This window comes from Siculibacillus lacustris (assembly GCF_004328075.1).
Lineage (GTDB): Bacteria > Pseudomonadota > Alphaproteobacteria > Rhizobiales > Ancalomicrobiaceae > Siculibacillus > Siculibacillus lacustris.
The window spans coordinates 90,595-116,724 of the sequence record NZ_SJFN01000012.1 but is presented as its reverse complement, the minus strand read 5'-3'; the positions used below and the strand labels follow the sequence as shown (position 1 = coordinate 116,724).

Annotated in this window: 23 protein-coding genes; 14 read left to right on the top strand and 9 right to left on the bottom strand. The window is 69.0% G+C overall.

The genetic code is table 11. The annotated features are described in order from the left end of the window. Window positions 1–71: 71 nt before the first annotated feature. The 6 genes from EYW49_RS10080 to EYW49_RS10055 all read right to left on the bottom strand — a co-directional run bounded on the left by EYW49_RS10080 (window position 72) and on the right by EYW49_RS10055 (window position 10,225). Complete coding sequence (locus EYW49_RS10080) at window positions 72–2,753, bottom strand: nitrate reductase (RefSeq protein ID WP_131309126.1); 2,682 nt, start codon at window positions 2,751–2,753, stop codon at window positions 72–74. A 303-nt stretch (window positions 2,754–3,056) separates the two neighbouring features. Further along, window positions 3,057–3,395 (bottom strand): nitrite reductase small subunit NirD, encoded by a 339-nt coding sequence (gene nirD / locus EYW49_RS10075; RefSeq protein WP_131309123.1) that lies wholly within the window; start codon window positions 3,393–3,395, stop codon window positions 3,057–3,059. A 20-nt stretch (window positions 3,396–3,415) separates the two neighbouring features. Then, window positions 3,416–5,875: a nitrite reductase large subunit NirB gene (nirB, locus tag EYW49_RS10070; protein ID WP_131309120.1), complete on the bottom strand. Its 2,460-nt coding sequence runs from the start codon at window positions 5,873–5,875 to the stop codon at window positions 3,416–3,418. A gap of 11 nt (window positions 5,876–5,886) precedes the next feature. Next, window positions 5,887–7,632 carry an ABC transporter ATP-binding protein gene (locus tag EYW49_RS10065; RefSeq protein ID WP_131309117.1) on the bottom strand — a complete coding sequence of 582 codons (1,746 nt, stop codon included), beginning with the start codon at window positions 7,630–7,632 and terminating at the stop codon, window positions 5,887–5,889. An 11-nt stretch (window positions 7,633–7,643) separates the two neighbouring features. Continuing rightward, window positions 7,644–8,738, bottom strand: a complete 1,095-nt coding sequence (locus EYW49_RS10060; RefSeq protein ID WP_206365439.1) for an ABC transporter permease — start codon at window positions 8,736–8,738, stop codon at window positions 7,644–7,646. Between the two features lie 71 nt (window positions 8,739–8,809). Beyond that, complete coding sequence (locus EYW49_RS10055; RefSeq protein WP_131309111.1) at window positions 8,810–10,225, bottom strand: CmpA/NrtA family ABC transporter substrate-binding protein; 1,416 nt, start codon at window positions 10,223–10,225, stop codon at window positions 8,810–8,812. A gap of 853 nt (window positions 10,226–11,078) precedes the next feature. Between EYW49_RS10055 and EYW49_RS10050 the strand changes: the two genes are divergently transcribed. From EYW49_RS10050 to EYW49_RS10015, 8 genes are read left to right on the top strand one after another with little or no spacing between them, the layout of a single operon-like run. Continuing rightward, window positions 11,079–12,185 (top strand): DegT/DnrJ/EryC1/StrS family aminotransferase, encoded by a 1,107-nt coding sequence (locus EYW49_RS10050; RefSeq protein WP_131309108.1) that lies wholly within the window; start codon window positions 11,079–11,081, stop codon window positions 12,183–12,185. Continuing rightward, window positions 12,182–12,925, top strand: coding sequence for a formyltransferase family protein (locus EYW49_RS10045; protein ID WP_131309105.1), 744 nt, complete (start codon window positions 12,182–12,184; stop codon window positions 12,923–12,925). Before EYW49_RS10050 ends, EYW49_RS10045 begins: the two co-directional genes overlap by 4 nt. Before the next feature lie 52 nt (window positions 12,926–12,977). Further along, window positions 12,978–13,733 carry a cephalosporin hydroxylase family protein gene (locus EYW49_RS10040; protein WP_131309102.1) on the top strand — a complete coding sequence of 252 codons (756 nt, stop codon included), beginning with the start codon at window positions 12,978–12,980 and terminating at the stop codon, window positions 13,731–13,733. A gap of 44 nt (window positions 13,734–13,777) precedes the next feature. Beyond that, window positions 13,778–14,545 (top strand): glucose-1-phosphate cytidylyltransferase, encoded by a 768-nt coding sequence (rfbF, locus tag EYW49_RS10035; RefSeq protein WP_131309099.1) that lies wholly within the window; start codon window positions 13,778–13,780, stop codon window positions 14,543–14,545. Continuing rightward, window positions 14,542–15,630 (top strand): CDP-glucose 4,6-dehydratase, encoded by a 1,089-nt coding sequence (rfbG, locus tag EYW49_RS10030; protein WP_228259557.1) that lies wholly within the window; start codon window positions 14,542–14,544, stop codon window positions 15,628–15,630. Before rfbF ends, rfbG begins: the two co-directional genes overlap by 4 nt. Window positions 15,631–15,634: 4 nt before the next feature. After that, the gene (locus EYW49_RS10025; protein WP_131309093.1) at window positions 15,635–16,888 is read left to right on the top strand and encodes a class I SAM-dependent methyltransferase; all 1,254 of its coding nucleotides are present in this window, start codon (window positions 15,635–15,637) and stop codon (window positions 16,886–16,888) included. Further along, entirely contained in the window at window positions 16,885–17,754 is an 870-nt protein-coding gene (locus tag EYW49_RS10020; protein WP_131309090.1) for a glycosyltransferase family 2 protein, read from the top strand. Before EYW49_RS10025 ends, EYW49_RS10020 begins: the two co-directional genes overlap by 4 nt. Before the next feature lie 34 nt (window positions 17,755–17,788). Continuing rightward, window positions 17,789–18,331: a dTDP-4-dehydrorhamnose 3,5-epimerase family protein gene (locus tag EYW49_RS10015; RefSeq protein WP_131309087.1), complete on the top strand. Its 543-nt coding sequence runs from the start codon at window positions 17,789–17,791 to the stop codon at window positions 18,329–18,331. A 131-nt stretch (window positions 18,332–18,462) separates the two neighbouring features. Here the strand turns inward: EYW49_RS10015 and EYW49_RS10010 are convergent, their stop codons facing one another. Continuing rightward, window positions 18,463–19,383 (bottom strand): hypothetical protein, encoded by a 921-nt coding sequence (locus EYW49_RS10010; protein ID WP_131309084.1) that lies wholly within the window; start codon window positions 19,381–19,383, stop codon window positions 18,463–18,465. A 137-nt stretch (window positions 19,384–19,520) separates the two neighbouring features. Here EYW49_RS10010 and EYW49_RS10005 point away from each other — a divergent pair, with 137 nt between their 5' ends. From EYW49_RS10005 to EYW49_RS09985, 6 genes are all read left to right on the top strand, one after another. Further along, entirely contained in the window at window positions 19,521–19,994 is a 474-nt protein-coding gene (locus EYW49_RS10005; protein WP_131309081.1) for a YybH family protein, read from the top strand. A 170-nt stretch (window positions 19,995–20,164) separates the two neighbouring features. Continuing rightward, entirely contained in the window at window positions 20,165–20,449 is a 285-nt protein-coding gene (locus EYW49_RS10000; RefSeq protein ID WP_131309078.1) for a hypothetical protein, read from the top strand. Between the two features lie 93 nt (window positions 20,450–20,542). Beyond that, window positions 20,543–20,713, top strand: coding sequence for a hypothetical protein (locus EYW49_RS22985; protein WP_165498200.1), 171 nt, complete (start codon window positions 20,543–20,545; stop codon window positions 20,711–20,713). Continuing rightward, window positions 20,710–22,029 carry a nucleotide disphospho-sugar-binding domain-containing protein gene (locus tag EYW49_RS09995; protein WP_131309075.1) on the top strand — a complete coding sequence of 440 codons (1,320 nt, stop codon included), beginning with the start codon at window positions 20,710–20,712 and terminating at the stop codon, window positions 22,027–22,029. The genes EYW49_RS22985 and EYW49_RS09995 overlap by 4 nt, the downstream gene beginning before the upstream one ends. A 53-nt stretch (window positions 22,030–22,082) precedes the next feature. Beyond that, the gene (locus tag EYW49_RS09990) at window positions 22,083–22,541 is read left to right on the top strand and encodes a cytochrome c (protein ID WP_131309072.1); all 459 of its coding nucleotides are present in this window, start codon (window positions 22,083–22,085) and stop codon (window positions 22,539–22,541) included. Between the two features lie 28 nt (window positions 22,542–22,569). Then, entirely contained in the window at window positions 22,570–23,388 is an 819-nt protein-coding gene (locus tag EYW49_RS09985; RefSeq protein ID WP_131309069.1) for an arylamine N-acetyltransferase family protein, read from the top strand. An 88-nt stretch (window positions 23,389–23,476) separates the two neighbouring features. Here EYW49_RS09985 and EYW49_RS09980 read toward each other — a convergent pair whose 3' ends face one another. Next, window positions 23,477–25,825 (bottom strand): aminotransferase class III-fold pyridoxal phosphate-dependent enzyme, encoded by a 2,349-nt coding sequence (locus tag EYW49_RS09980; protein ID WP_131309066.1) that lies wholly within the window; start codon window positions 25,823–25,825, stop codon window positions 23,477–23,479. A 1-nt stretch (window position 25,826) separates the two neighbouring features. Then, the gene (locus EYW49_RS09975; protein WP_228259556.1) at window positions 25,827–26,090 is read right to left on the bottom strand and encodes a hypothetical protein; all 264 of its coding nucleotides are present in this window, start codon (window positions 26,088–26,090) and stop codon (window positions 25,827–25,829) included. Window positions 26,091–26,130: the final 40 nt, after the last annotated feature.

The following is a 26,130-nucleotide window of genomic DNA, read 5'->3' as shown; positions in this document are numbered from 1 at the left end:
GCGCGTCTCGCAGTGCATCATGGTGAGCGCTGCAGCGCGCGACAAGCCTTTTCTCCCCGCGCTCGATGGGGTCATTCGGCGGCGACCGCCGCCTCGGGCGGCCAGACGGCAGCGACGATCCGCGCGATCTCGGGGCGACAAGACCCGCAGTTGGTGCCGGCGGCGAGGTGGTCGCCGATCGCCGCGACCGATCGGCAGCCGCGCACGGCCGCCTTGCGGATCTGGTTGGCGCCGACGCCGTAGCAGGTGCAGACGCGGCGGCCGGGATCCTCGGCCGCACCACCCGGGCGGGCGGCGAGCAGCGCCGCCGCCTCGCCAGCCGGAATCGCAGCGGAAAAGCGCTGGCACAGCCAATCGCGCGCCGCTTCGACCGGGGTCGGGGCGACCAGCAGCAGCCCGACCACCGCGCCGTCGCGCACCGCGGCGATCCGCCGCCGCCCTGCCTTGGCGTCGGCGAAGTGCACCAGTTCGACGTCGGGGCCGAACAGGTTCACGGCGAAGTCCGACCAATCGTCGGGTGCCTCGAGCCCGGCGAGTTCGAGCCGCGTACCGCCGTCGATCCGGCCGAGTGCCCAATAATCCGCGGCGATCGACTTCGGCACGGTCCGCGTCAGCGCGAAGCCGTACCAGACGGCGGCGAAGGGGCGGACGGCGACGGTCGCGGCCTTGGACTCGGGCTGACCGGAGAGCGGATCGGTCTCGGGCGCGATCAGTGCGCCGATGCGGGCCGAGGATGCGACCCGATCGGTCCAATGGATCGGCACGAACACCGAGCCGGGGCGCTGGCGATCGGTGACCAGCGCCCGCACCACCACCGCGGCGCGACCGTTGGCGATGGTGACGAGGCTCGCCGGGGCGATGCCGAGGCGCTCGGCGTCGGCATCGGCGATTTCGGCGAAGGGTTCGGCGATGTGGCCGGTCAGCTTCGGCGCCAGGCCGGTGCGGGTCATGGTGTGCCACTGGTCGCGGACGCGGCCGGTGTTGAGCCAGAACGGCAACTCGGGTGAGGGCTTCGCGCGCGGCGGGCGGGGATGCGTCGCAATGAGGCGGCCGCGTCCGTCGGGGGTGAAGAAGCGGCCGTCGGCGAAGAAGCGCTTCGGCCCATCGGGCGCCGGCTCACCGGTGCGGCGCGGCCACTGGAACGGCGCGAGGGTTGCGAAATCCTCGTCGGAGAGATCGGCGAAGCCGGAGATGTCGAAATCGCGGACGATCTCGGGGCGATGACCGGAGAGGGCGGCGTGCTCGCGGAACACCGCCGCTGCGCGATCCCACGCGAAGGCCGAGGTCCAGCCGAGCCGCCGGCCCACGTGCGCCAAGGCCCACCAATCGGGCCGCGCTTCGCCGGCCGGGGCGACGAGGCGACGTTGACGGGTGATGCGGCGCTCGGAATTGGTGACGGTGCCGTCCTTCTCGCCCCAGGCCTCGGCCGGCAGCAGCACATCGGCGAGCGCGGTGGTGTCGGTGTCGCGCACCACGTCGGAGACCACGACGAAGGGGCAGGAGCGAAGCGCCGCACGAACCCGGTCGGCGTCGGGCAGGCTGTCGACCGGGTTGGTCGCCATGATCCACAGTGCCTTGATCCGCCCGTCGGCCACCGCCTCGAACAACTCGACGGCCTTGTGACCGGGGGTGGCGGCGATGGTCGGGCTTCCCCAGAAGTCCTGGACCAGTGCGCGGTGGGCGGGATCGTCGAGTTCGAGATGGGCGGCGAGTTGATTGGCCAGCCCGCCGACCTCGCGCCCCCCCATGGCGTTGGGCTGTCCGGTGACCGAGAACGGACCCATCCCCTCACGTCCGATCCGGCCGGTGAGGAGGTGACAATTGACGATGGCATTGACCTTGTCGGTGCCGGCCGAGGACTGATTCACGCCCTGCGAATAGACCGTGACGGTCTTTTCGGTCGCGCCGAACCAGCCGTAGAAGGTGGCGATGTCGGCGGGCGCGAGGCCGGTCGCCCGGGCGACGGCGTCTAGATCGGCGAAGGACGCGGCGGCGGCGAGGGCCGCATCGAGGCCCGACGTGTGGGCCGCGACGAAATCGCCGTCGCGGTGCCCGGTGCCTTCGAGGTGAGCGAGCAGGCCGGCGAAGAGGGCCACGTCGGAGCCGGGCTCCAGTCCGAGATGGAGATCGGCGATGTCGTCGGTGGCGGTGAGGCGCGGATCGATGTTGACCACTTTCATCGCCGGCCGCGCCGCCTTGGCCGCGGCGATGCGCTGGTAGAGGATCGGGTGGCACCAGGCGAGGTTGGAGCCGGTCAACACCACCAGATCGGCGCTGTCGAGGTCCTCGTAGCAGCCGGGCACGGTGTCGGAGCCGAAGGCGCGCTTGTGGCCGGCGACCGAGGAGGCCATGCACAGGCGGGAATTGGTGTCGATGTTGGCCGAGCCGACGAAGCCCTTCATCAGCTTGTTGGCGACATAGTAATCCTCGGTCAGGATCTGCCCGGAGACGTAGAGGGCGACCGAGTCCGGTCCGTGCTCGGCGATGGTCGCGGCGAAGCGCGACGCGACCGCGTCGAGCGCCGCGTTCCAGGTGACGCGCCGGCCGGCGATCTCCGGATGGAGCAGGCGACCGTCGTGGCCGAGGGTCTCGGCGAGCGCCGCGCCCTTGACGCAGAGGCGGCCGAAGTTCGCCGGATGATCCGGATCACCCGAGATGGTCACCGCCCCGTCCGCGGCGACCTCGGCCTTCACGCCGCAGCCGGTGCCGCAATAGGGGCAGGTGGTCAGGACGGTGCGGACGGTGTCGGTCATGGGGTCTCCTCGGCGCGGCGCGGACGGATGGGGGTATTGTGAGGGGCGAGGCTGCGGACCCCTTCGGCGTTTCGCCGAGACGAACCGCCCGAGCCCCCCCTCTCTGTCTCTCCCCCTCCGGGGGGGAGAGGACCCTGGGGAGATGGTCTTCGTGCGAAGGTCGCTTCGCAGCGTCTCGTCGTCGGTGGTCTGCATCTCCCTCGCCACACCGTCCCCTCCCCCCTGGAGGGGGAGGGACAGGGAGGGGGGGCTCGACGGATCGCGTCCCGTGCGGCGCTCCTTCAGCCCCGAACGCCGCCCGCCTCACTCTGCCGCGGCGCGCGTCCGTGGCACCGCGAGGCGCAGGCGGCCCGCTTCGATCTTCACCGCGAAGGCCTCGGCGCAGCCGTGGTCGGCGCCGGTCGCCTCGCCGTCTTCGAGGTCGATCACCCAGTTGTGCAGCGGGCAGGCGACCTTGCGGCCGTGGACGATGCCCTCGCTGAGCGGGCCGCCCTTGTGCGGGCAACGGTTCTCCAGCGCGAAGACGTGGTCGTCGGCGGTGCGGAACACGGCGATCTCGCGGCCGTCGATGCGCAGGGTGCGGGCGCCGCGGCGGGGCACGTCGTCCGCCGTGCCGATGTCGTACCAATGGGCGTCGGTCATGATGCGATCCCTTGTCTCGGTCATTCGGCGGCGAGCGCCGGGACGACGGTGAGGTTGGAGAATTCATGGGCCTCGTGGCCGGCGACGCGTTCGCCCCAGGGATCGACCTGCGCGGCCTTCTGCGAGGTGAGGAAGCGGTCGAACAGGGCGGCGCGGGCGGCGGCGTCCGCCATGATCGTTCTGCGGATGGTGTCGAGCCCGACGCGGGCGCTCCACTTGTAGATGCGCTCCAGGTAGAAGCCATCCTCGCGATACATCTGCAGGACCGCGGCGCAGTATTCGAGCACCTCCGCCTCGGTCTCGACATGGCCGAGCAGGTCGGTGGCGCGGACGTGCAGACCGGCGGCGCCGGCGATGTGCAGGTCGAAGCCGGAATCGACGCAGATGACGCCGATGTCCTTGATGGTCGATTCCGAGCAGTTGCGCGGACAACCGGAAACCCCGAGCTTGACCTTGGCCGGGGTCCACGACCCCCACATCAGCTTTTCGAGCTTGATGCCGAGGCCCATCGAATCCTGGGTGCCGAAGCGGCACCACTCCTTGCCGACGCAGGTCTTCACCGTGCGCAGGCCCTTGGCATAGGCCGCCCCCGAGATCATTCCGGCGTCGTTGAGGTCCTTCCAGACGCCCGGCAGGTTCTCCTTGGCGATGCCCAGCAGGTCGATGCGCTGGCCGCCGGTCATCTTGACGGTCGGCACCTGCCAGCGCTCGGCGATCTCGGCGATCGCCTTCAGTTCGGCCGGGGTGGTCAGCCCGCCCCACATCCGCGGCACCACCGAGAAGGTGCCGTCCTTCTGGATGTTGGCGTGGACGCGCTCGTTGATGAAGCGCGACTGGCTGTCGTCGACCTCGTCCTCGGGCCATTCGCAGACGAGATAATAGTTGAGCGCCGGCCGGCACGAGGCGCAGCCGCAGGAGGTCTTCCAACCGAGTTCCTGCATCACCGCCGGGATCGACTTGAGCGCCTTGGCGCGAATGAAGTCGCGCACCTCGCCGTGGGTGAGGTCGGTACACTTGCACATCGTCTTGCGTGCCGGCCCCGCGAAGGCGTCGCCGAGGGTGACCGCGAGCAGTTGTTCGACCTTGCCGGTACACTGGCCGCAGGAGGCGGACGCCTTGGTCACGGCGCGCACCTCCTCCAGGCTGGTCAGGCGCTGGGCGGTGATCGCCCCGACGATGGTGCCCTTCGAGATGCCGTTGCAGCCGCAGATTTCCGCATCATCCGGCAAGGCTGCAACGGCCGCCGTAGGGTCCAGGGGGGAGCCCCCCTGATAGGCCTGGCCGAAGATCAGGGTGTCGCGCATCGCCGCGACGTCGGTCTCTTTCTTGAGGAGATCGAAGAACCACGAGCCGTCGCCGGTCTCGCCGTAGAGCACCGCGCCGACGATGCGGTCGTCCTTCAGCACCAGGCGCTTGTAGACGCCGCGGGCGGGATCGCGCAGCACGATCTCGTCGCGATCGTCGCCCTCGGAGAAGTCGCCGGCCGAGAACAGGTCGATACCCGTGACCTTGAGCTTGGTGGCGGTGACCGAGCCGGTGTAGGCGGCGCCGTCGCCGGCGAGATTGGCGGCGAGGACCTTGCCCATCTCGTAGAGCGGCGCGACCAGACCGTAGCAGGCGCCGCGGTGCTGCACGCATTCGCCGACCGCGTAGACCGACGGGTCGGAGGTCCGCATCGCGTCGTCGACGACCACGCCGCGCTCGACGGCGAGCCCGGCGGCTCGTGCCAGCGCCGTCGCCGGACGGATGCCGACCGCCATCACCACCAGGGTCGCGGCGATGATCCGGCCGTCGGCCAGTTCGACGCCGGTGACATGGGTCTCGCCGAGGATCGCCTTGGTATTGGCCTGTGTGACCACTTCGATGCCGCGGACTTCGATCGCCCGGCGCAGGAGATAGCCGGCGGAGGGGTCGAGCTGGCGCTCCATCAGGGTCGGCATCAGGTGGACGACGGTGACCCCCATGCCCTTCATCTGCAGCCCGGCCGCCGCCTCGAGACCGAGGAGGCCGCCGCCGATCACCACCGCGTGGCCGCCGGCGTCGGCCGCCGCCTGCATCTTCTCGACGTCGTCGAGATCGCGGAAGGTGACGACGCCGGGGAGATCCTTGCCGGGGACGGGAATCACGAAGGGTTCGGACCCGGTGGCGAGGATCAGCGTGTCGTAGGGGGTGACCTTGCCCGACGCCGCGGTCACCGTACGGGCGGCACGGTCGATCGCCACGATCGTCGCGCCGCGCTCGAGCCTCACCCCGTTGGCCGCATACCACGCGTCGTCGTGGATGATGATGTCCTCGTAGGCCTTTTCGCCCGACAGGACCGGCGACAGCATGATGCGGTTGTAGTTCACCCGCGGTTCGGCCCCGAAGACGGTGACCGCGTAGCGCCCCGGTGCGCGGGCGAAGAGTTCCTCGAGCGTACGGCCGGCGGCCATGCCGTTGCCGATGACGACGAGCTTCTCGGGCGTGGGAACGATGTTCATGAGAGCCTCCGTCAGGCGTGCATCTTGGGACGAGAGCCGTGCTCGTACTCTGCGAGGAAGCTCAGTACTTCCTCGCGGTACTCGTAGTATCGCGGGTGTTCCAACAGGGCTTTTCGCGAGCGCGGGCGGGGCATGTCGATATCGACGATCTTGCCGATGCGCGCATTGGGCCCGTTGGTCATCATCACCACCCGATCGGCGAGGAGGATCGCCTCGTCGACGTCGTGGGTGACGCACATCGCGGTGACCTGCGTGCGGGTCCAAACCTCCATCAGCACTTCCTGGAGCTGCCAGCGCGTCAGGCTGTCGAGCATGCCGAAGGGCTCGTCGAGGAGGAGCAGCTTCGGGCTGAGCGCGAAGGCGCGGGCGATGCCGACCCGTTGGCGCATGCCGTTCGACATGTCGGACGCGGGCTTGTCCAGGCTGTCGGCGAGGCCGACCCGGGCGAGGTAATATTCGGCGACCTCGCGCTTTTCGGCGCGCGACGCGGTCGGATAGACCTCGTCGCAGCCGAGCAGCACGTTCTCCTTGGCCGTCAGCCAGGGGAACAGGCTCGGCGCCTGGAACACCACGGCGCGGTCGGGACCGGCCTGCCAGACTTCGCGCCCGTCGAGGACGATGCCGCCGGCCGAGATGTCGGTGAGCCCGGCGACCATGGTCAGCACCGTCGACTTGCCGCAGCCGGAATGGCCGATCAGCGAGACGAACTCGCCGCGTTTCATGTCGAGATCGAAGCCGTCGACCACGGTCAGCGGCCCCTTCGGCGTCGGATAGATCTTCTTGACCTCGTCGAACTCGACGAAGCGCGCGTTGATGCCGGTCTTCGGCTTGGCCGCCTCGGCCCAGGCCTTGGGCAGGTCGGGATGCTTCCTGGCCTCCCGCGCCTCCGCCACCGCGCGGGCGACGTCCTCGCGGAAATGCACCGGGCGCACGGCGGGCAGACTTCGGCCGTCGTCGTCGCCGGAGCCCCGCTCGATGCCCATGTCCATCAGATACTGGGTGATCTCGGCGCGCAGCGCCTTGAAGGCCGGATCGTGATTGACGGCGGTGCGATCGCGCGGCCGCGGCAGATCGATCACGAACTCCCGGCCCAGCGTCGCGCCGGGACCGAGGGTCAGTGGGATCACCCGGTCGGCGAGCAGCAGCGCCTCGTCGACGTCGTTGGTGACGAGAACGACGGTCTTCTTGTCCTCCTCCCAGATCCGCTCGATCTCGTCCTGGAGCTTGGCGCGGGTCAGCGCATCGAGCGCCGACAAGGGTTCGTCGAGCAGCAGCACGTCGGGGCTCATGGCCAACGCCCGGGCGATGCCGACGCGCTGGCGCATGCCGCCGGAGAGCTCTGCCGGCCGACGGTCGCGGGCGTGGCCGAGGCCGACCATGGCGATGTAGCGGGTGATGCGGGCTTCGCGCTCCGCCCTGGTGGCCTTCGGGAACACCGCCGAGACCGCCAGTTCGATGTTGCCGTGGACGGTGAGCCAGGGCATCAGCGAATAGGACTGGAATACCAGCCCGCGCTCCGGCCCCGGCTCGGTCACCGGTTGCCCGCGCATCGTCACCGTGCCGGCATCCGGACGGGTCAGGCCGGCGAGGGTCGAGATCAGCGTGGTCTTGCCCGCCCCGGAGAAGCCGAGGATGGCGACGAATTCGCCCTCGCGGATGTCGAGATCGATACCGGCGAGCACCCGGGTGACGTCGTCGCCGGTGCCGTAACTCTTGGACACGGCTCTCAGCTGCAGGATCGGCGATCGGTCGGTCATGATGCCTCTCCTCAGCGCTGAGCGGACCAGGTGAAGGCGGACTGCAGGGCCAGCATGACGCGGTCGAGCAGGAAGCCGATGATGCCGATGGTGAACACCGCGACCAGGATGCGGGCGAGCGAGGCGGCCGAGCCGTTCTGGAACTCGTCCCACACGAACTTGCCGAGCCCGGGGTTCTGGGCGAGCATTTCCGCGGCGATCAGCACCATCCAGCCGACGCCCAGCGACAGGCGCATGCCGGTGAAGATCAGCGGCAGCGACGACGGCAGGACGAGCTTGAACACCTTCTTGGCCCAGCCGAGCCGCAGGACGCGGGCGACGTTCATCAGGTCCTTGTCGATCGAGGCGACGCCGAGCGAAGTGTTGATCAACGTCGGCCACAGCGAGCACAGGGTGACGGTGATCGCCGAGACCAGGAACGACTTCTCGAACAGCGGATCGGAGCTGACGTAGAGCGCCGAGACGATCATGGTGACCAGCGGCAGCCAGGCCAGCGGGCTGACCGGCTTGAAGATCTGGACCAGCGGATTGATCGCGGCGTTCACCGTCGGCGACAGTCCGGACAGGATGCCGAGCGGGATGGCGACGATCGTGCCGAACAGGAAGCCGGTGAAGACGGTCTTCAGCGAGGTCAGGATCTTGTCGACGTAGGTCGGCTTGCCGACGTAGGACTTGCGCTTGATCTCGGCCTTGGGATCGGCGGCGAGCGTCGCGGCGATGCGCGCCTCCTGACGCTCGTAGAAGGCCTTCTCCTTGGCCCGCTCGGCGACATGGTCGGCGGCGAGCACCCCCACCTGTTCCCACACCGCGGCGGGTCCGGGAATCGCGCCGAGCGAGGTCTGGATCCGCGGTGCCAGCACCGACCAGATGCCGAGGAAGATCAGGATCGCCAGCAGCGGCACGCCGGCCTGCCGCCACAGCTCCTTCGATTGGGTGCGGACGTCGTCGCCGCCGATCATCTTGAGGATCGGCACCAGGAAACCGAGGCCGAGCACCGCGAGATAGCTGGCGACCGCGTCGATCCACGCGAACCAGCGCCGGCGGCGGGCGTCGCGGGTGGCTTGGGTCTCGGCGTCGGGCCGGAGCGTGTCGGAGGCGATCGTCATGGGATCGGATCCTTGCATCGCGCCGCAGTCGCTGCGGCCTGGGGATGGAGGGTCGAACGACGCGGGCCGGCTCAGTCGACGACCGTGCCGCCGGCGACCGTCTGGTTCGCCTTGAGACCGATCTTCAGCGCGGCGAGATAGGCGTTGGGTCGGCGGCCGTCGTAGACGATGCCGTCCATGAAGCCCTCGTCGGGCGCCTTGTAGCCGTCGGAGCCGAGGGGGAAGTCGGCCCGCTGGGCCTTGCCCTCGGCCACCAGCATCTCGGCCGCCTTCAGGTAGAGGTCGGCGCGATAGATCTTGGCGGCGGTCTCGGCGTACCAGGCGTCGGTCTGGGCGGTCGGAATCTGGCCCCAGCGCCGCATCTGCGTCAGGTACCACACCGCGTCGGAGGCGAAGGGATAGGTGGCGAAGTATTTGAAGAACACGTTGAAGTCGGGAACCGCGCGCTTGTCGCCCTTCTCGTATTCGAAGGTGCCGGTCATCGAATTGGCGATGACTTTCTCGTCGGCGCCGACATAGTCCGACTTCGCCAGGATCTTGACTGCTTCCGCGCGATTCCGGCCCTGTCCCTCGTCGAGCCACTGGCAGGCGCGGATCATCGCCTTGACGATGGCGAGGAGGGTGTTGGGGTTCTCCTCGGCCCACTTCTTGGTGACGCCGAACACCTTTTCCGGGTTGTTCTTCCAGATTTCGTCGTCGGTGATCACCGGCACGCCGATGCCCTTGAACACGGCGGCCTGGTTCCACGGTTCGCCGACGCAGTAACCCATGATCGTGCCGGCCTCCATGGTGGCGGGCATCTGGGGCGGCGGGGTCACCGACAGGAGCGCCTCGGCGAGGATCTGGCCGGCGCTGTTGTCGGGGGCATAGAAGCCGGGATGGATGCCGCCGGCGGCGAGCCAGTAGCGCAGCTCGTAATTGTGGGTCGAGACCGGGAACACCATGCCCATGGCGAAGGCCTTGCCCTCGGCCTTGAGCTTCTCGATCACCGGCTTCAGTGCCGAAGCGGAGATCGGATGCACCGGTTTGCCGTCGGCCCCGGTGGGAATGGTCTTCTTCATCTCCGCCCAGACGGCGTTGGAGACGGTGATCGCATTGCCGTTGAGGTCCATCGACAGCGGCGTGATCACGTCGGCCTTGGTGCCGAAGCCGATGGTCGCGCCGATCGGCTGGCCCGCCAGCATGTGGGCTCCGTCGAGTTCGCCGGTGATGACCCGGTCGAGATTGACCTTCCAATTGGCCTGCGCCTCGAGGCTGACCTGCAGGCCTTCGTCTTCGAAGAAGCCCTTCTCCTGGGCGATGGCCAGCGGCGCCATGTCGGTCAGCTTGATGAAGCCCAATTTCACGACGTCCTTCTCGAGCTTCAGCGGCGCAGCCAGGGCCTTCGAGACGATCGAGGTCGAGGCGACGGCCGCCGCGCCGAAGGCGGCGCTCGACAGGAGGAAGCCGCGGCGGGAGAGACGGGTGTGGGAAAGCTCGTGCGACATGGTCACCCCTCGTGACGAACGGAACGGATCTTCGGGGGTGGGTCGCGGCTTGCACTGCGCGTCGACGACCCGGCACCGCTCTCGTCGTCGCCGGTCTCGCGGCGCGAGCCGGAGTGGGCCGAGGGGTGCGTCCCCGTTCTTCGAGGCCCGACACTGGGCTCGAACTGCGGACGGTGGGTCGTCGTTGACCGAGCACTCCTTCGCAGGTTCCGTGCCAGCCGCACCCGACGGACGATTCACGGCGAAATTGCTCGGTTCGGGCAGGGCCGCTCGGGGTACGGGGTCGCCTCCGCAGTGGGCGGAGCTCGAGACTGCGGCACGACCCGAGCGCATCTGCCTTCATTTTATGCGGTTCGGTGATCGTGCCCTATAACGTGCAGCGCGGAGAAAGCCGTCGGCCTCTGCCGCGAGGGTCGGCGGCGAGGGTCTGCGGCGAGGGTCTGCCCAGGAAGGGCGGAACCGGCTCCGCCGCCGTCCAATTCGAGGCAAATCGAGCGCCGGGCGGCGAGACCCTCAGATCCACCAGGGACGCTTCACCGCACGGATGCGACGCGGCAGACCGCACCCCCGTGGCCGTCGACGCGCTTCGCATCATTCCGCAGCGACGGCAGAAGGGCGGTTGCGTGGCGTTGGACGGGTGCCTCGTCGAAAGGGACTGCTCGGCTCGGAGCCCGAGACATCCGGGCCGAAGGCGCAGATCCGAACGGCGGTACGGATCGCCGGGTGGGTGATCGACGGCTCGGAGGGCCGGCACGAGGGGGCGTCCGGACCCACGGCCCCCGCCGAACGGATCGCCCCGCGCACGCCGCTTCCCCATGGACAAGGCGCGCGGAGCCGTGCCAGATCGCACGTCATGAAGCCGCGCATCCTCTACACCAAGCCGTCGATCACCGATCGCGAGATCGCCTACGCGACCGACGCCGCCGCCCATGGCTGGGGCGAGCGCTGCTACGACTATCTCCACCGCTTCGAAGCCGCCTTCCGCGACCACCTCGGCGTCCCCCACGCCATCGCCACGTCGAGCTGCACCGGCGCCCTGCACATGGGGTTGGCCGCCCTCGGGGTCGGGCCCGGCGACGAGGTGATCCTCGCCGACACCAACTGGATCGCCTCGGCCGCGCCGATCGTCCACCTCGGAGCCACCCCGGTGTTCGTCGACGTGCGCCCCGACAGCTGGTGCATCGATCCCGAGAGGGCCGAAGCCGCGATCACCCCGCGGACCAAGGTGATCCTCGCCGTCCACCTCTACGGCAATCTCTGCGACATGGACGCGCTCGCCGAGATCGGCGCGCGCCGCGGCGTGGCGATCGTCGAGGACGCCGCGGAAGCCATCGGCTCGGTGTGGCGCGGCGCCCGCGCCGGCTCGCTCGGGGCCTTCGGCGCCTTCTCCTTCCACGGCACCAAGACGGTGACCACCGGCGAAGGCGGCATGTTCGTGACCCGTGACGCCGCCCTCTACGAGAAGGTCCTGACGCTGTCCAACCACGGCCGGGCGCGCGGGCAGGCCAAGCAGTTCTGGGCCGACGAGGTCGGCTTCAAATACAAGATGTCGAACATCCAGGCGGCGCTCGGTCTCGGCCAGATCGAGCGGATCGACGAGTTGGTCGACCGCAAGCGGGCGATCTTCCGGGCCTATCGCGACCGGCTCGGCGCGCTGAACGGCATCGCCCTCAATCCCGAACCGGCCGGCACGGTCAACGGCTTCTGGATGCCGACGGTGGTATTCGACCGGCAGACCGGCGTCACCCGCGAAGCGCTGCAGGCGGCCTTTGCGGCGGAGAACATCGACGCCCGGGTGTTCTTCTGGCCGCTCAGTTCGCTGCCGTCGTTCGACGATCGTCCGGACAACACCGTCGCCTGGGACCTCCCCGGCCGCGCCATCAATCTGCCGAGCCATCACGACATGACCGACGGCGAGATCGAGCGGGTGTGCGACGTGATCCGCGAGTGCCTGCGATGAGGGCCGTCGTCCTCGCCGACGGACCGGTCGGAGCCACCCTGATCGATTGGCTGATCGCCCGTCACGCCGACGACCTCGCCCTGGTTGTGACCACCGCGGAAAACGCCATCCACGCCGCTTGTTCGGCGGCCGGGATCGCGGTGATCACCGAAGCGGTGTGGGCGCAGGAGATCGCCGCCGGGCGCCGCGCCGCCGCATTCGATCTCGGGTTCCTGATCTGGTGGCCGCGCATCCTGAGCGCCGCGGCGCTGGCGACGGCGACCGGCGGCTTCTTCAACACCCACCCGAGCCTCCTCCCCTTCGGCCGCGGCAAACACCCGAACTTCTGGGCGATCGTCGAGAGGACGCCCTTCGGCGTCAGCCTCCACCGGGTCACCACCGGGATCGACAACGGCGCGGTGGTCGGTCAGACCCGGATTCCCTACGGCTGGGAGGATACCGGGGAAACTCTCCATCGCGCCGCGACGCGGGAGATCGTCACCCTGTTCCAGACCTGTTACGGCTCGATCCGCAGCGGCACCGTCGAAGCGATCGAACAGGATCTGTCGCAGGGTCGCCTTCATCTGGCGCGAGAACTCGAGCCGGCGTCGCTGATCGATCTCGATTCGGCCTACCGCGCCCGCGATCTGTTCGATCTGCTGCGCGCCCGCACCTTCACGGGATACCCCTCCGCCCGCTTCGTCGACGGCGACGAAACCTACGAGGTGTCGATCTCGATCACCAGGAAGACGAAGCCCTAGGCTTCGTGGCAAGACGGACGGCGACCGGTCACGGCGACTCGATGGGGATGAGATGACGACGCACGACGACAGGAGCGAGTTCGAGGCGAACAAGGCGGAGCTCTGCCGGCGCCTCGGCGGCGATCGGGAGACCCTCGACCGCGCCACCGAATTCTTCGTCCATATGAACGGTTTCGATTATTCCTACCTGTGGTCGTGGTTGGGGGTGCCGATCATCCAGATCCCGCCCGACATCGTCGCGACCCAGGAGGTCATCTGGAACACCCGTCCCGACGTGATCGTCGAGACCGGCGTGGCGCGCGGCGGCTCGCTGGTGTTCATGGCGTCGATCCTCGCCGCGACCGGCCGCCGCGACGGCAAGGTCATCGGCATCGACATCGACATCCGCGCCCACAACCGCGACACCATCGAGAGCCACCCGCTGGCGTCCTACATCACCCTGATCGAGGGCGGCTCGACCGACCCGGAGGTGATCCGCAAGGTCCGCGAGGCGATTCCCGCCGGCGCCCGGGTGATGGTCGTCCTCGACAGCGATCACTCCCGCGACCACGTCCTGGCCGAGTGCCGCGCCTATGGCGATCTCGTCTCCGACGGATGCTATCTGATCGTCGCCGACACCGTGGTCGGCCATCTCCACGAAGGCCAGTCGATCACCCGCTCCAAGACCTGGACCCCGGGCGACGATCCGCTGACCGCCGCCCGCCTGTTCCTCGCCGAACGCGACGACTTCGTGGTCGATCCGGTGATCAACGGCAAGCTGGTGTTCTCGTCGTCCCACGGCGGCTACCTCCTGAAACAGACGCGTTGATCCGCCGCCCGGCGACGCACCGCGGCACGCGAAGAGGCTCCGAGATGAAGGTCGTGATTCTCGCCGGCGGTTACGGCACGCGCATCTCCGAGGAGAGCCATCTCAGGCCCAAGCCGATGATCGAGATCGGCGGCAAGCCGATCCTCTGGCACATCATGAAGATCTACAGCCACTACGGCTTCAACGACTTCGTGATCTGCCTGGGCTATCGCGGCTACATGATCAAGGAATATTTCTCCAACTACATCCTGCACTCGTCGGACGTCACCTTCGACATGAAGACCGGCGAGACCACCTATCATGCCAATCACGCCGAGCCCTGGCGGGTGACCCTGGTCGACACCGGCCTCGACACCTTGACCGGCGGCCGCATCAAGCGCGTCGCCGCCCATATCGACGGCCCCTTCTGCCTGACCTACGGCGACGGCGTGGCCGACGTCGACATCGGCGCCCTGGTCGCCTTCCATCGCGCCCAGGGTCGGGCGGCGACGGTGACCAGCGTCGTGCCGCCCGGCCGCTACGGCGCGCTGTCGGTCGACAACGGCCGCGTGCTGTCCTTCGTCGAGAAGCCGGCCGGCGACAACGGCCGCATCAACGGCGGCTTCTTCGTGCTCGAACCGTCGATCCTCGACCGCATCGAGGGCGACCGCACCACCTTCGAAGGCGGCCCGCTCGAGGGCCTCACCACCGACGGTGAGCTCGCGGCCTTCGATCACGACGGCTTCTGGCGGCCGATGGACACGCTGCGCGACAAGAACCAACTCGAGGAGCTGTGGGAACGGGGGAAGGCGCCATGGAAGGTCTGGGCGTGAGCGCCGCGCCGCCCTCGGGTCCGCGTCCCGACCCGGCGTTCTGGGCCGGCCGCCGGGTGTTCCTGACCGGCCACACCGGGTTCAAGGGCACCTGGGCGCGGCTGTGGCTGTCGCGGCTCGGGGCCGAAGTGCACGGCTATGCGCTCACCCCCGAGAGCGATCCGGCGCTGCACCATCTGGTCGGCGCCGCCGGCCTCGCCGGCGAGACCATCGCCGACATCCGCGACGCCCGCGCCCTCGCCGGAGCGCTCGCTGCCGCCGCGCCGGACGTCGTCCTGCACATGGCCGCCCAGCCGCTGGTCCGACGCAGTTTCGAGCGGCCGACCGAGACCTTCGAGGTCAACGTCATGGGCACCGTCCACCTGCTCGACGCGGTGCGGCAGGTGCCTTCGGTCGCAGTCGCCCTGATCGTCACCACCGACAAGGTCTACCACAACGACGAATCCGGCCGGACCTTCCGCGAGGACGACCGGCTCGGCGGCCACGACCCCTATTCGGCGTCGAAGGCGGCGGCCGAACACGTCGTCGCCGCCTATCGCGCTTCGCTGTTCGCCGGCCACGATGCGCGGATCGCCACCGCGCGCGGCGGCAACGTGCTCGGCGGCGGCGACTTCTCCGCCGACCGGCTGGTCCCCGACGTGGTCCGCGCCGCGTTGGCCGGCCGCGACTTGGCGATCCGCAATCCGCAGGCGACCCGCCCCTGGCAGCACGTGCTCGACTGCCTCGCCGGCTATTTCCTCTATGTCGAGGCGCTGGCGGCCGGCCGGACGACGGTCGGCGCGCTCAATTTCGGCCCGCTCGCCGACGAGGCGCCGATGCCGGTCGGCCGCCTCGCCTCGGCGGTCCAGGCGGCGCTCGGCCTCGCCCCGGCCTGGGACCACGTGTCGGCCGAAGACCAGCCCCGCGAGATGAACCGCCTCCACCTCGACCCCGCCCTGGCCGTGACCACGCTCGGCTGGCGGCCGCGCCTCGACGCGCCGGCGATCGTCGAGCGCACGGCCGCGTGGTACGCCGACTGGCGCGCCGGACGGCCGCCGCTCGCCGTCACGCGCGCCCAGATCGATGCCTTCATGGAAGGGCCGTGAGCCGATGACCGTCCTCTGCCGCCACTGTTCCCGCCCGCTCGAAACCGTCTTCGCCGACCTCGGCCGGACGCCGCTGTCCAACGCCTTCCTGCCCGCCGACGACCCGGCGCGGATCGCCGCCGAGCCGATCTTCCCGCTGAAGGTGATGGTCTGCGACGTCTGTCTCCTGGTCCAGACCACCGAGACGGTGCCGGCCGAGAGCATCTTCACCGGCGACTACGCCTATCTCTCGTCCTATTCGTCGAGCTGGCTCGCCCATGCCAAGGCCTATACCGAAGCGATGATCGACCGCTTCGGCCTCGATGAGCGCTCCCTGGTGGTCGAGATCGCCTCGAACGACGGCTATCTCCTGCAGTATTTCGTCGAGCGGCAGATCCCGGTGCTCGGCATCGAGCCGGCCGCCAATGCCGCGGCGATCGCCGAAGCCAAGGGCGTGCCGACGCTGGTCCGTTTCTTCGGGCAGACGACCGCCGCCGATCTGGTCGCCGAAGGCCGGCGCGCCGATCTGATCGCCGCCAACAACGTGCTCGCCCATGTCCCCGACATCGCCGACTTCGTCGCCGGCTTCGCCACGCTGCTCGCTCCCACGGGCGTCGCGACCTTCGAGTTTCCTCATCTCCTGCGGCTGATCGAGGGCCTGCAGTTCGACACGATCTACCACGAGCACTATTCCTACCTCTCCATGCTGGCGGTCGAGCGGATCCTCGCCGGCGCGGGCTTGGCGATCTTCGACGTCGAGGAACTGCCGACCCACGGCGGATCGGTGCGCGTCTTCGTCCAGCACGCCGGCGGTGCGCGCCCGGTCGACGACCGGTTTCGGCGCCTGCGCGACGCCGAGATCGCCTTCGGTCTCGCCGATCCGGCGACCTACGCGCAGTTCGACGGCAAGATCGCCGCGGTCGCCGCGGCCTTCCGCACCTTCCTCGACGATGCCAAGCGCCGCGGCCTGACGGTCGCGGCCTATGGCGCGGCGGCCAAGGGCAACACCTTCTTGAGCGTCTGCGGCGCCACCGCCGCCGACGTCGCCTTCGTCGTCGACCGCAACCCGGTCAAACAGGGCAAGCTGACCCCGGGCAGCCACATCCCGGTCCTCGCCCCCGAGCATCTCGCGGTGGCGCGCCCGGACCGGATCGTCATCCTGCCGTGGAACCTCGCCGACGAGATCCGCCGCTCCAACGCCACCGTCGCCGACTGGGGCGGCCGCTTCGTCGTCGCCGTGCCCACCCTGACGGTGTTCGAGACGGACGCGCGGGCATGACCGAGGCGACACGACCCGACGCCGCCACCTCCGAACCGCCCGCCGCCCCGGCGGTCAGCATCGGCATGCCGGTCTACAACGGCGGGCCGCATCTCGAGCAGGCGCTGCGATCGATCCTCGCCCAGGATTTTCCCGACTTCGAGCTGATCGTCTCGGACAATGCCTCGACCGACGGCACCGAAGCGCTGTGCCGGGCCTTCGCCGCCGCCGACCCGCGGATCCGCTATTTCCGCCAGGACGCCAACATCGGCGCGCTCCCGAACTTCCTGTTCGTATGGGAGAAGGCCCGGGCGCCGCTGTTCCGCTGGGCGGCGCACGACGACTGGCTCGACGCGGACTGGCTCGGGACGATGGTCCGCCACGTGCGGCGGACCGGGGCGATCGCCTTCGGCCATCTGCAGATGGTCACCTGGGACGGCGCGCCGATGAAACATCACGCCAACGGCCATCCGATCCGCTTCACCGGGCCGGTGTGGTGGCGGCGCTTCGTCTACGCCACCGAGCCGGGCTACCTCGGCAAGGCCAATCCGATCTACGGCCTGTTCCCGCGCGAGGCGCTGCGCGCCGAAGCCCTGCACGCCTTCATGACCTTCGGCGCCCCCGGCGACGTGATGATGCTGCACGAATGCCTCGCCACCCGTGCGATCGACTGCGCCGGCCCGAGCCGCCTCTACAAGCGCGACCGCCCGCCCGTCCCCCGCAGCGCCACGCCGCCGGTGCGCACCACCTTGGCCGAGGCGACGATGTACGAGCAGTTCGCGGGCGCCGGCAGCCGGCTCGAGCGCCTCGCCTTCCGCCTCGCCTGGCCGATCACCGCGCTGCGCTTCGCCTGGACGCGGCGGCTGAAGCGGCGACGCCGGACGTGAGGCCCCGCCCCGCGGCGGCGACAGGGAGGAGATCATGACCCGCTTCACCATCGTCGAGACCCGCATCGCCGGGGTGCGGATCGTCGAGCGCCTGCGCCTCGCCGATGCCCGCGGGTCGTTCGCTCGCCTGTTCTGCCGCGACGAATTCGCCGCCTTCGGCGGGCCGACGGTCCTCAGCCAGATCAATCATTCCGTCACCCGCGCCGCCGGCACGGTGCGCGGCATGCACCTGCAACGCGCACCGTGGAGCGAGACCAAGCTGGTCTCCTGCCTGCGCGGTGAGATCTTCGACGTCGCGGTGGACCTGAGGCCCGACTCGCCGACCCGGTTCCAATGGGTCGGCGTCGAGCTCGCCGAGGACGGCGATCGCTCGCTGCTGATACCCCAGGGCTGCGCCCACGGCTTCCAGACCCTCACCGACGACTGCGGCCTCGTCTATCTGCACGACCAGCCCCACACGCCGGCGGCCGAAACCGGGGTCAATCCGCTCGACCCGCGCCTCGCCATCGCCTGGCCGCGGCCCGTCGCAGCCCTGTCCGACCGCGATCGCGCCCTGCCCTTCCTGACCGCGCCCTGATCGTCTCGGCGGCGGCACGGGTCACATCGACACGCGGCCCGCCGGGCGGACTTCGCGTCGGATGGCGCGCCGATCTTCCACGATGCGCAGACAAACCCGCGACCATATCGGAACGATGTCTTCGATCGGGACTATCGCACGACCGTCGGCTGCCCCGCACCGGCGCCACGTGACGCCCGCTCGGTCGCGACATACACCAGGTCGTGCAGATACATGCCGACCGCCATGCCGCGATCGTAGCTCGCCCATTGCCGGGGCAGGATCTCGACACGGCGGCCACCGCGGGCGTGAAGCCGGACGAGGCTCGCCGCCTCGGCCGCGATCAGCAATTGGCGGACGTGCGTGAGGGAGACGCCGAATCGCTTGCCCACATCGGCGTAAGGCACGGCAGCGGCGGGATGGTCCGGTGCCCTCATGGCGGCCCGCAGCAGTTCCGCCTGTACCACGGCGCCGGCGGCGTGATTGAAGAACAGCATGGTATCGGGGAGCGACAGCAACAGCGAAGCCGCGAGCGGCAGAACGCCGATGCTGATCCGACGATAGAGGCTGTGAAACTGCGGATCCCGATCCATGACGGATCGATAGTCGTGCTCAGGATAGAGCACGGCGAGCGGCGCAACATGGGCGGCGAGCCAATCGCGGTCGTGCGCCTTCAGCTTTTCCGTCGGCTTCAGGATGCGCACGCGGCGGTCCTGTTCGGCGGGCTTCAGATCCAGGAAGCCGGTCGAGCACAGCCGTGCGATCAGACCGTCGATGTGGCGGTCGCTCGCCAGGCCGAAGCGGCTCATTTCCTGTTTGAGCCGCGTGATCGTGAGCCAGGTCTCGCGACGGGCCGGGTCGACGCCCGCATCGAGGACGCCGGCTATGTGATAGACGAGAAACCGCCCGGATTCGATCAGAAGCCTGACCGTATGAGGATCTCCGCTATATAGACCTAGTAACCGGTCGAGAAAGACCTCACGTGCCTCGGAAATGCGCGGATGATCGCCGATCTCCGCCAAGGAAAGACGCGGTGGCCCGCCGACGAGACGTTCGATCTCCGCTTGTTCCAACGTCGTCCCCCCCCGATATACGCCCGTTTGAGGGATTTTACGGAGGACGATCGATAGGCGCAATGTTTTTCGACCGCCCCTCCTGGTGACCTGTTATTTCCCGATCGAGACTATTCGGGATTTGGGAGGAGGACCCCATGAAGACGACCGGTCGCAACCGTGTTGCTGCTGCCACTTTGTCTGTCGCAGCCCTGCTCTCGCTCGCGTGGCCGTCCGACGTCGGGGCCCAGGAAGCGGACGTGAAGGCCGCCATCGACGCGAGTCAGGCGGCCATCCACGCGCGCGACGTCGGCGCCATTGCAAAGGTCTGGTCGCACGGAGCCGATGTCACGCTGGTCAATCCCGGCGACAAGACGGTTGCGGTCGGCTGGGACGCCGTCAGAGGCCGCTGGGAGGCCGTGTTCACGATCCTGAGCGGGGTGGACATCAAGCAGACCGATGGTCCCTACATTACCGTGACGGACACCATCGCCCACGCGGTCGGGATCGTTCACGTCGGCCTGCGCTTCAAGTCGCAGGAGGCGCGAGAGGCCGATTTCGTCGAGACCGACGTGCTTCGGAAACAGGACGGTCGTTGGCTCGTGGTGTCGCACACCGCGAAGCCGCTCTGACGCGACTCCGTCGCGCCGACGGGTTCGTGCTCATCGGGTCGGGCGCGCTCGCGACTTGGCACGCGACAGCACACGCGACGCTGCGAAGCGGATCGGCGCAGGCTTCCGCACCGGCTCATGGCCGAACTTCTCTTTTCCGAGTCATGACCCAGGAGGGCAGGACAATGCGAATGATGCTGCGAACTCATCTGGATGCGCACGACGGAAGCGAAGCGATCAAGTCCGGCGCCCTGCAAAAGGCGATCGGCGCGTTCATCGAGAAATTCAAGCCGGAGGCGGCCTACTACACGACCGACAACGGCCTGCGGTCGGGCCTCTATGTCTTCGACATGAAGGAACCGAGCCTGAGCGTGGTGATTGCAGAGCCGTTTTTCGATCTGGGCTGCAAGGTCACGCTGTCGCCCTGCATGACAGCGGAGGATCTGCGGGCCGGCTTCGAGGCAACCGGGCTCTAGAGCGGTTTCCGTCGGAACGAAGTCTCGTCGATCGGGCTGTTTCGGCCTGATCGGAACAGGCTCCAGGCAGGACGACGATCGACCTCGGACCGCGTGCGAACGCTCGACGCGCTCGTCGCGGCAACCGACGTCCATGTCTGGAAGCTCGCGCGGCAGGACCTGCAGCGATCGCGCGCCGAAGCGGCACGGATCGTCCAGATGCTCGTCGACGCGGTTCTCGCCCAAGCCTCGCTGATCTCGTCCAATGGGGGCACTTCGCCATGACCGAGCCAGAGCCATTGAATTTCCTGTTCGCGACGGCCCACCTCGGCGGCAATGTTTCGCCGGTCATGCCGGTCGTCCGTCGGCTCGTCGCGGCGGGACACGCGGTGCGCGTCATGAGCGACGGCGTGAACCGCCCCGATGCCGAAGCCGTCGGCGCACGGTTCGTGCCCTGGCGTCGCGCGCCCAACCGCACCGACCGCGCACCGCAGGGCGATCCGCCCGACTGGAGCGTGAGCGACAGGCAAGGCATCGGCATGGTGGCCGGTTTCCTGGCCGGCACGGCGCAGGCTTATGCCGAGGATACGATCGACGAATTGCGGCGCGAACCGGCCGATCTCCTCGTCGCGTTCGACATGCTGCTCGGCCCGATACTCGGCGCGGAAGCCATCGGCCAGAGACTTGCGCTTCTCGGTACGATGATCAGCTTCTTTCCGCTGCCTGGGATCCCGCCCTTCGGCTCCGGCCTCGGCACGGCGCGCACCGAAGAGGAGCGGACGGTCCATGAGACCTTGCGAGCGGAGACCGATGCGGTTTTCGATTCGGCTCTGCCGGCGTTGAACGCGGCACGCGCATCGTTCGGTCTGGCGCCGCTCGACCATTTGGCGGATCAATGGAATGCCGCCGCGGTTCACTGGCTCGGCACCGCCGAGGCCTTCGATTTCGCGGAGGCGGTGCTGCGGCCGAACATGCGCTACGCCGGCCCGCTCCTCGGCGATCCCCTCTGGGCCGAGACCTGGCATTCGCCTTGGGAGAAAGACGACGCGCGTCCGCTCGTGGTCGTCGGCTTCTCCACTAGCTTTCAGAACCATGCCGGCGTCCTGCAACGGGTGATCGACGCCGCGTCGTCGCTGCCGGTCCGCCTTCTCGTGACGCTGGGTGGTCCGATCGAACCCGATGCATTGGTGCCCGCCGAGAACACGGCCGTGGTTCGCAGCGCTCCGCATCTGCAGGTTCTGAAGGATGCCGCGCTCGTCGTGACCCACGGCGGCCACGGGACGGTCATGGCCACGCTCGTCCATCGGCTGCCGATGCTCGTCATCCCCCATGGCCGCGATCAGGCCGACAACGCCGCGCGGATCGTGGAGCGCGGCGCAGGCCTGGCGGTCGCGCGGACGGCCCCCACCGAAGAGATCCGCGCCGCGCTCGCCCGTCTCCTCACCGAGCCGGAATTCCGCAGGGCCGCCGGAACGCTGGGCGATGCCGTCGCCGCGGAGGCGCGCGCGAGTTCGCTGATTGCCGACCTCGAAGCCCTGGCGACGAGCGCCGACGCCGATCGATCCGATCAGGTTGCCGATCGGCGAGCCCTCGGCGCCTGAACTTTCCATCCCTACGAGAACGGCCCGCGCGCCGAAAACCGGAGAGTTTCCCCATGCGCCATCACCTCGCATCGATCGTGATCGCCCAATTTCTCCTGCTCGGTGGACTTTCATGTCCGAGCCGTGCCGACGACTCGCCGGATACCCGCGCGCCGACCGAACGGACGGAAACGGAGAGAATCTTCGTCCTCACTCAGATGCGATCCTTCTTGACCGCCGTGGCGGAGATCGAAGAGGGGCTCGGCTCGGGCGATCTGGATCAGGTCGCGCGTGTGGCGGCGGCACGCGGCCGCAAGGCGACGACCACGCTCGTCCGACCGCCGACCTTGGCCGCCAAGGAAAGCGACGCCTGGAAAGCGATGATCGCATCCATGCGGACCGGATTCGATCAGATCGCCGACGAGGCGACCGCACGCGCGCCGGCCATGCAGATCAACAAGGCGCTCGCCGAGACGATGCACAACTGTATCGCCTGTCACCAAACCTATCGCATCACCGTTGATGGAAGATGATCGGCGACCAGAGAACGTGGAGGCGCATATGGACATCGGCCGAGATTTCGATCGGATCGGCTTCAAGGGATCGTCGAACAGCGACCTCACGACACTGACGGCGCTTCACGGCGCTCATGTCGACGCAATTCCCTTCGAAGGGGTGGACCCGTTGCTGGGCCGTCCCGTCCTGCTCGATCTGCCGTCGCTGGAGGCCAAGCTCGTCCAGAGCCGGCGCGGCGGCTATTGCTTCGAGCAGAACGCCTTGTTCAAGGCCGTCCTCGAACGGATCGGCTTCGCGGTGACCGGCCTCGGCGCGCGCGTCCGCTGGCTGTCACCGCCCGACAGTCCGCTCGGGCCGCGCGACCATATGCTGCTGAAGATCGATGTCCCCGAAGGGACCTATCTCGCCGATGTCGGCTTCGGCGCCTGCCTGATGGACGCGCCTCTCCGCTTGACGACGGGCGTCGAGCAACGGACGCGGATGGGTACGTTTCTGCTGACGCAAACCGAAGGGCTCTACACACTCGCGGCGCGCCGACCGGGCGGATGGCGCACGATGTATGTCTTCGATCTCGAACCCCAGCTGCCGTCGGATTACGAACTCGGAAACTGGTACACCTCGACCAGCCCCAAGGCGCCTTTCCTACATGTGCTGATCATGGAGCGGCTCGGCGCGGAACAACGGCACAAGCTGATCAACAATCGATATGTCGTCGAGGCGCGCGATGGCGAAATCATCGCCGAACGCGATCTGTCGACGCCCGCGGCGTTGGGCGAGGTGCTGGAAGCGGTGTTCGACGTGCAGCCGCCGTCCTCGATGGAGGAGCTGTTCGCCCGCATCACGAGGAAAGAGAGATCGCAGTGACGACGTCACCCTCCGAGATCCGTGCTCGATCGCCGGCGCCTCGGTTCGCGACGCCGCAGTGACCCGCCCGCCCTCGCGGCAGGGCGCCTCACACCCCCCGGCTCGCCCCGACGGCGGCGGCGAACAGACGCGCCACCGCATCGGCGATTTCGTCTTCGCCGATGATCAGCGGCGGCGAGAAGCCGATCGCCGTCGCGCCCTTGGTGGTCGTCGACAGACCGTGCCGAAAACAGGCCTCGACCACGCGCTGCGCCGGTGATCGCCGATCCGCCGGAAACGCCGCCTCATCGAGCTCCACCGCCAACAAGAGGCCGAGCCCGCGGACCCCGCGGATCGGCCCGCCCGCCCCGGCGCGCGCGTCGATCAGCGCGCGCGCCCGTCGACCGCGCCGGGCGGCACGCTCGACCAGACCGTCGCGCGCGATCACCCGCAGCGTCTCCAGCGCGACGCGGGTGGTCAGCGGGTTCTTCTCGTGGGTGTAGTGGCCGAGGTTCAGATCCGGCGCGACGTCCATCCGCCGATCGGCGATCACCGCGGCGATCGGCAACAATCCGCCGCCCAGCGCCTTGCCGAGCACCACCGCGTCCGGCACCACGCCGAAATGCTCGAAGGCGATGATGTAGCCGACGCCGAAGACGATGCCGGGCAGGATCGCCGGGACCAGCGCCAGGAAGGCGATCAGTTCGCCGCCCGGCGGCCGGATGCGTTCGACCACATGGGCGACGACCACGCCGAGGAGCCCGCCGATCGGCCCGGCGATGCCGGCGACCACCACGCTGTCCCAGACCGTGGCGAGACCGCGGTCGGAACTGCCGTAACCGGTCCCGGGCAGGCCGACGTCGACCCCGCTTCCCCCGAAATGGCCGAGCGTCGGGCTCCAGTCGACCCCCCACACCCGGACGAAGGCGCCGAGCACCATGGTGCCGTAGATGGTCAGCACCAGCGCCGCGACGACGCCGGCGAGCGCGCCGAGGCCGATCCGCCAGGATCTCGGCAGGGCCAGTTCGGAAGCGCCCGCCGCCTCGAGGCTGGCATAGCGGCGCCGGCCGCCGATCCGCTCGAGCAGGAGGTGCGACCCCAGCGCCGGCACGATCAACCAGACGCACAGCGCCGCGGCCAGCGGCACGTTCTGGAAGGCGGTGATCTCGTCATAGACCACCCCGGCGAGGACCGGCGTGTCGCGGCCGAGGATCAACGGATTGCCGAAGTCGGTGAGGCTCATGATGAACACCAGCACGATCGCCCGCTGGATCCCCGGCCAGGCGAGCGGCAGCGTCACGCCCCCGACGATCTGCCGTCGATCGGCGCCGAGGCCGGCGGCGGCCTCGTCGACACGGCCGTTCTGGCGCCGCAACACGTTGTCGAGGACGATGAAGGCCGCCGGCAGGAAGGACAGGACCTGGGCGAAGACCACCCCGAACAGGCCGTAGATGTTGGTCTCGTCGGCGTCGATCAGGCCGAGGCCGTGGTCGAGCAACCCGTGAGTCACGAGACCGCGCCGGCCGAACAGCATCACCGTGGCGGCGGCGATCAGCACCGGCGGCGCCACCAGGGGCATCAGGACCACCGAGCGCACCAGCGCCGGACGCCGGACGCCGCCGCAGTCGACGGCATAGGCGAGGCCGAGCGCCGCGGCGACGGTGAAGACCACCGACAGGGCGGCGAGCGTCAGGTTGGCGGTGCCGACGAATTCGGCGACGAAGCGCGAGGCCGGGTGATGATAGATCTGCCGCGGCGTGCCGATCTGTTCGATCCGCCCCGCCCGCATCACCGCCACCCGGTAGGACAACGCCAGCGCCTCCTCCTGGTCGTGGGTGACGTAGAGCGTGGTCAGCCCGAGACGACCGACCAGAGCCCGGATCTCCTGGCGCAGCCGCGCCCGGATCCGCGCGTCGAGCGCCGACATCGGCTCGTCGAGCAGCAGAACTTCCGGATTGCCGGCGAGCGCGCGGGCGAGCGCCACCCGCTGTTGCTGACCGCCGGAGAGTTCGTGGGGGAAACGGCCGAGCAGCGGCTCGATCTCGACCAGCGCCGCCGGCGCCCGCACCCGGTCTTCGATCTCGCGTCGCGGCCGCCGGGCGATGGTCGGCGAGAAGCCGCTGTTCTGGGCGACCGTCTTGGTCGGAAACAGCGCATGGGACTGGAACACGAAACCCATCCGCCGCTCGGCCGGGGCCAGCCGCGTGACGTCGGTGCCGGCGCAGACCACCGTGCCGGCGTCCGGTGCGGTGAAGCCGGCGACGATGCGCAGCAGCGTGATCTTGCCGCAGCCGGAATCGCCGAGCAGCGTGACGAATTCGCCGCGCGCCAGTTCCAGCGACACGTCGTCGACGGCGGTCGTGGCGCCGAAGCGGCGGACCGCGTTGCGGATCTCGAGATGCGGTCGGACGGCGCCGAGACTGCGGCCGTCCGAGCAGGTGGCGAGCGGTGCGTGCATCTCAGTTCTGGGTGAAGCGAGCGGAAAAGTCGCGGCGGAAGGCGGCCATGTCGACCGGCCGGCGCATCTGCCACAGGCTGATCCGGGTCAGATCGACCAGACCGAAACCCGGCACGGCGGTGGCGCCGACCAGCCCGCCGAGCACCTTCGCCGCCTCCTCGCTCGCCATGAAGTCGAGGAACAGCTTGCCTTCCTTGGGGTTGGGTCCGCCGGCGACCAGACCGCCGCCTTCCGAGACGTTCGGGGTGATGCGGCCGTAGACCACCTCGACCGGTTTGCCGGAGGTCTTGATCTGGTGGCAGGTG

Coding starts and splice junctions, on each gene's coding strand:
- EYW49_RS10080 (WP_131309126.1), bottom strand. CDS start 2,753: ATGACCGACACCGTCCGCACCGTCCTGACCACCTGCCCCTATTGCGGC.
- nirD (WP_131309123.1), bottom strand. CDS start 3,395: ATGACCGACGCCCATTGGTACGACATCGGCACGGCGGACGACGTGCCC.
- nirB (WP_131309120.1), bottom strand. CDS start 5,875: ATGAACATCGTTCCCACGCCCGAGAAGCTCGTCGTCATCGGCAACGGC.
- EYW49_RS10065 (WP_131309117.1), bottom strand. CDS start 7,632: ATGACCGACCGATCGCCGATCCTGCAGCTGAGAGCCGTGTCCAAGAGT.
- EYW49_RS10060 (WP_206365439.1), bottom strand. CDS start 8,738: ATGACGATCGCCTCCGACACGCTCCGGCCCGACGCCGAGACCCAAGCC.
- EYW49_RS10055 (WP_131309111.1), bottom strand. CDS start 10,225: ATGTCGCACGAGCTTTCCCACACCCGTCTCTCCCGCCGCGGCTTCCTC.
- EYW49_RS10050 (WP_131309108.1), top strand. CDS start 11,079: ATGAAGCCGCGCATCCTCTACACCAAGCCGTCGATCACCGATCGCGAG.
- EYW49_RS10045 (WP_131309105.1), top strand. CDS start 12,182: ATGAGGGCCGTCGTCCTCGCCGACGGACCGGTCGGAGCCACCCTGATC.
- EYW49_RS10040 (WP_131309102.1), top strand. CDS start 12,978: ATGACGACGCACGACGACAGGAGCGAGTTCGAGGCGAACAAGGCGGAG.
- rfbF (WP_131309099.1), top strand. CDS start 13,778: ATGAAGGTCGTGATTCTCGCCGGCGGTTACGGCACGCGCATCTCCGAG.
- EYW49_RS10025 (WP_131309093.1), top strand. CDS start 15,635: ATGACCGTCCTCTGCCGCCACTGTTCCCGCCCGCTCGAAACCGTCTTC.
- EYW49_RS10020 (WP_131309090.1), top strand. CDS start 16,885: ATGACCGAGGCGACACGACCCGACGCCGCCACCTCCGAACCGCCCGCC.
- EYW49_RS10015 (WP_131309087.1), top strand. CDS start 17,789: ATGACCCGCTTCACCATCGTCGAGACCCGCATCGCCGGGGTGCGGATC.
- EYW49_RS10005 (WP_131309081.1), top strand. CDS start 19,521: ATGAAGACGACCGGTCGCAACCGTGTTGCTGCTGCCACTTTGTCTGTC.
- EYW49_RS10000 (WP_131309078.1), top strand. CDS start 20,165: ATGATGCTGCGAACTCATCTGGATGCGCACGACGGAAGCGAAGCGATC.
- EYW49_RS09995 (WP_131309075.1), top strand. CDS start 20,710: ATGACCGAGCCAGAGCCATTGAATTTCCTGTTCGCGACGGCCCACCTC.
- EYW49_RS09990 (WP_131309072.1), top strand. CDS start 22,083: ATGCGCCATCACCTCGCATCGATCGTGATCGCCCAATTTCTCCTGCTC.
- EYW49_RS09985 (WP_131309069.1), top strand. CDS start 22,570: ATGGACATCGGCCGAGATTTCGATCGGATCGGCTTCAAGGGATCGTCG.
- EYW49_RS09980 (WP_131309066.1), bottom strand. CDS start 25,825: ATGCACGCACCGCTCGCCACCTGCTCGGACGGCCGCAGTCTCGGCGCC.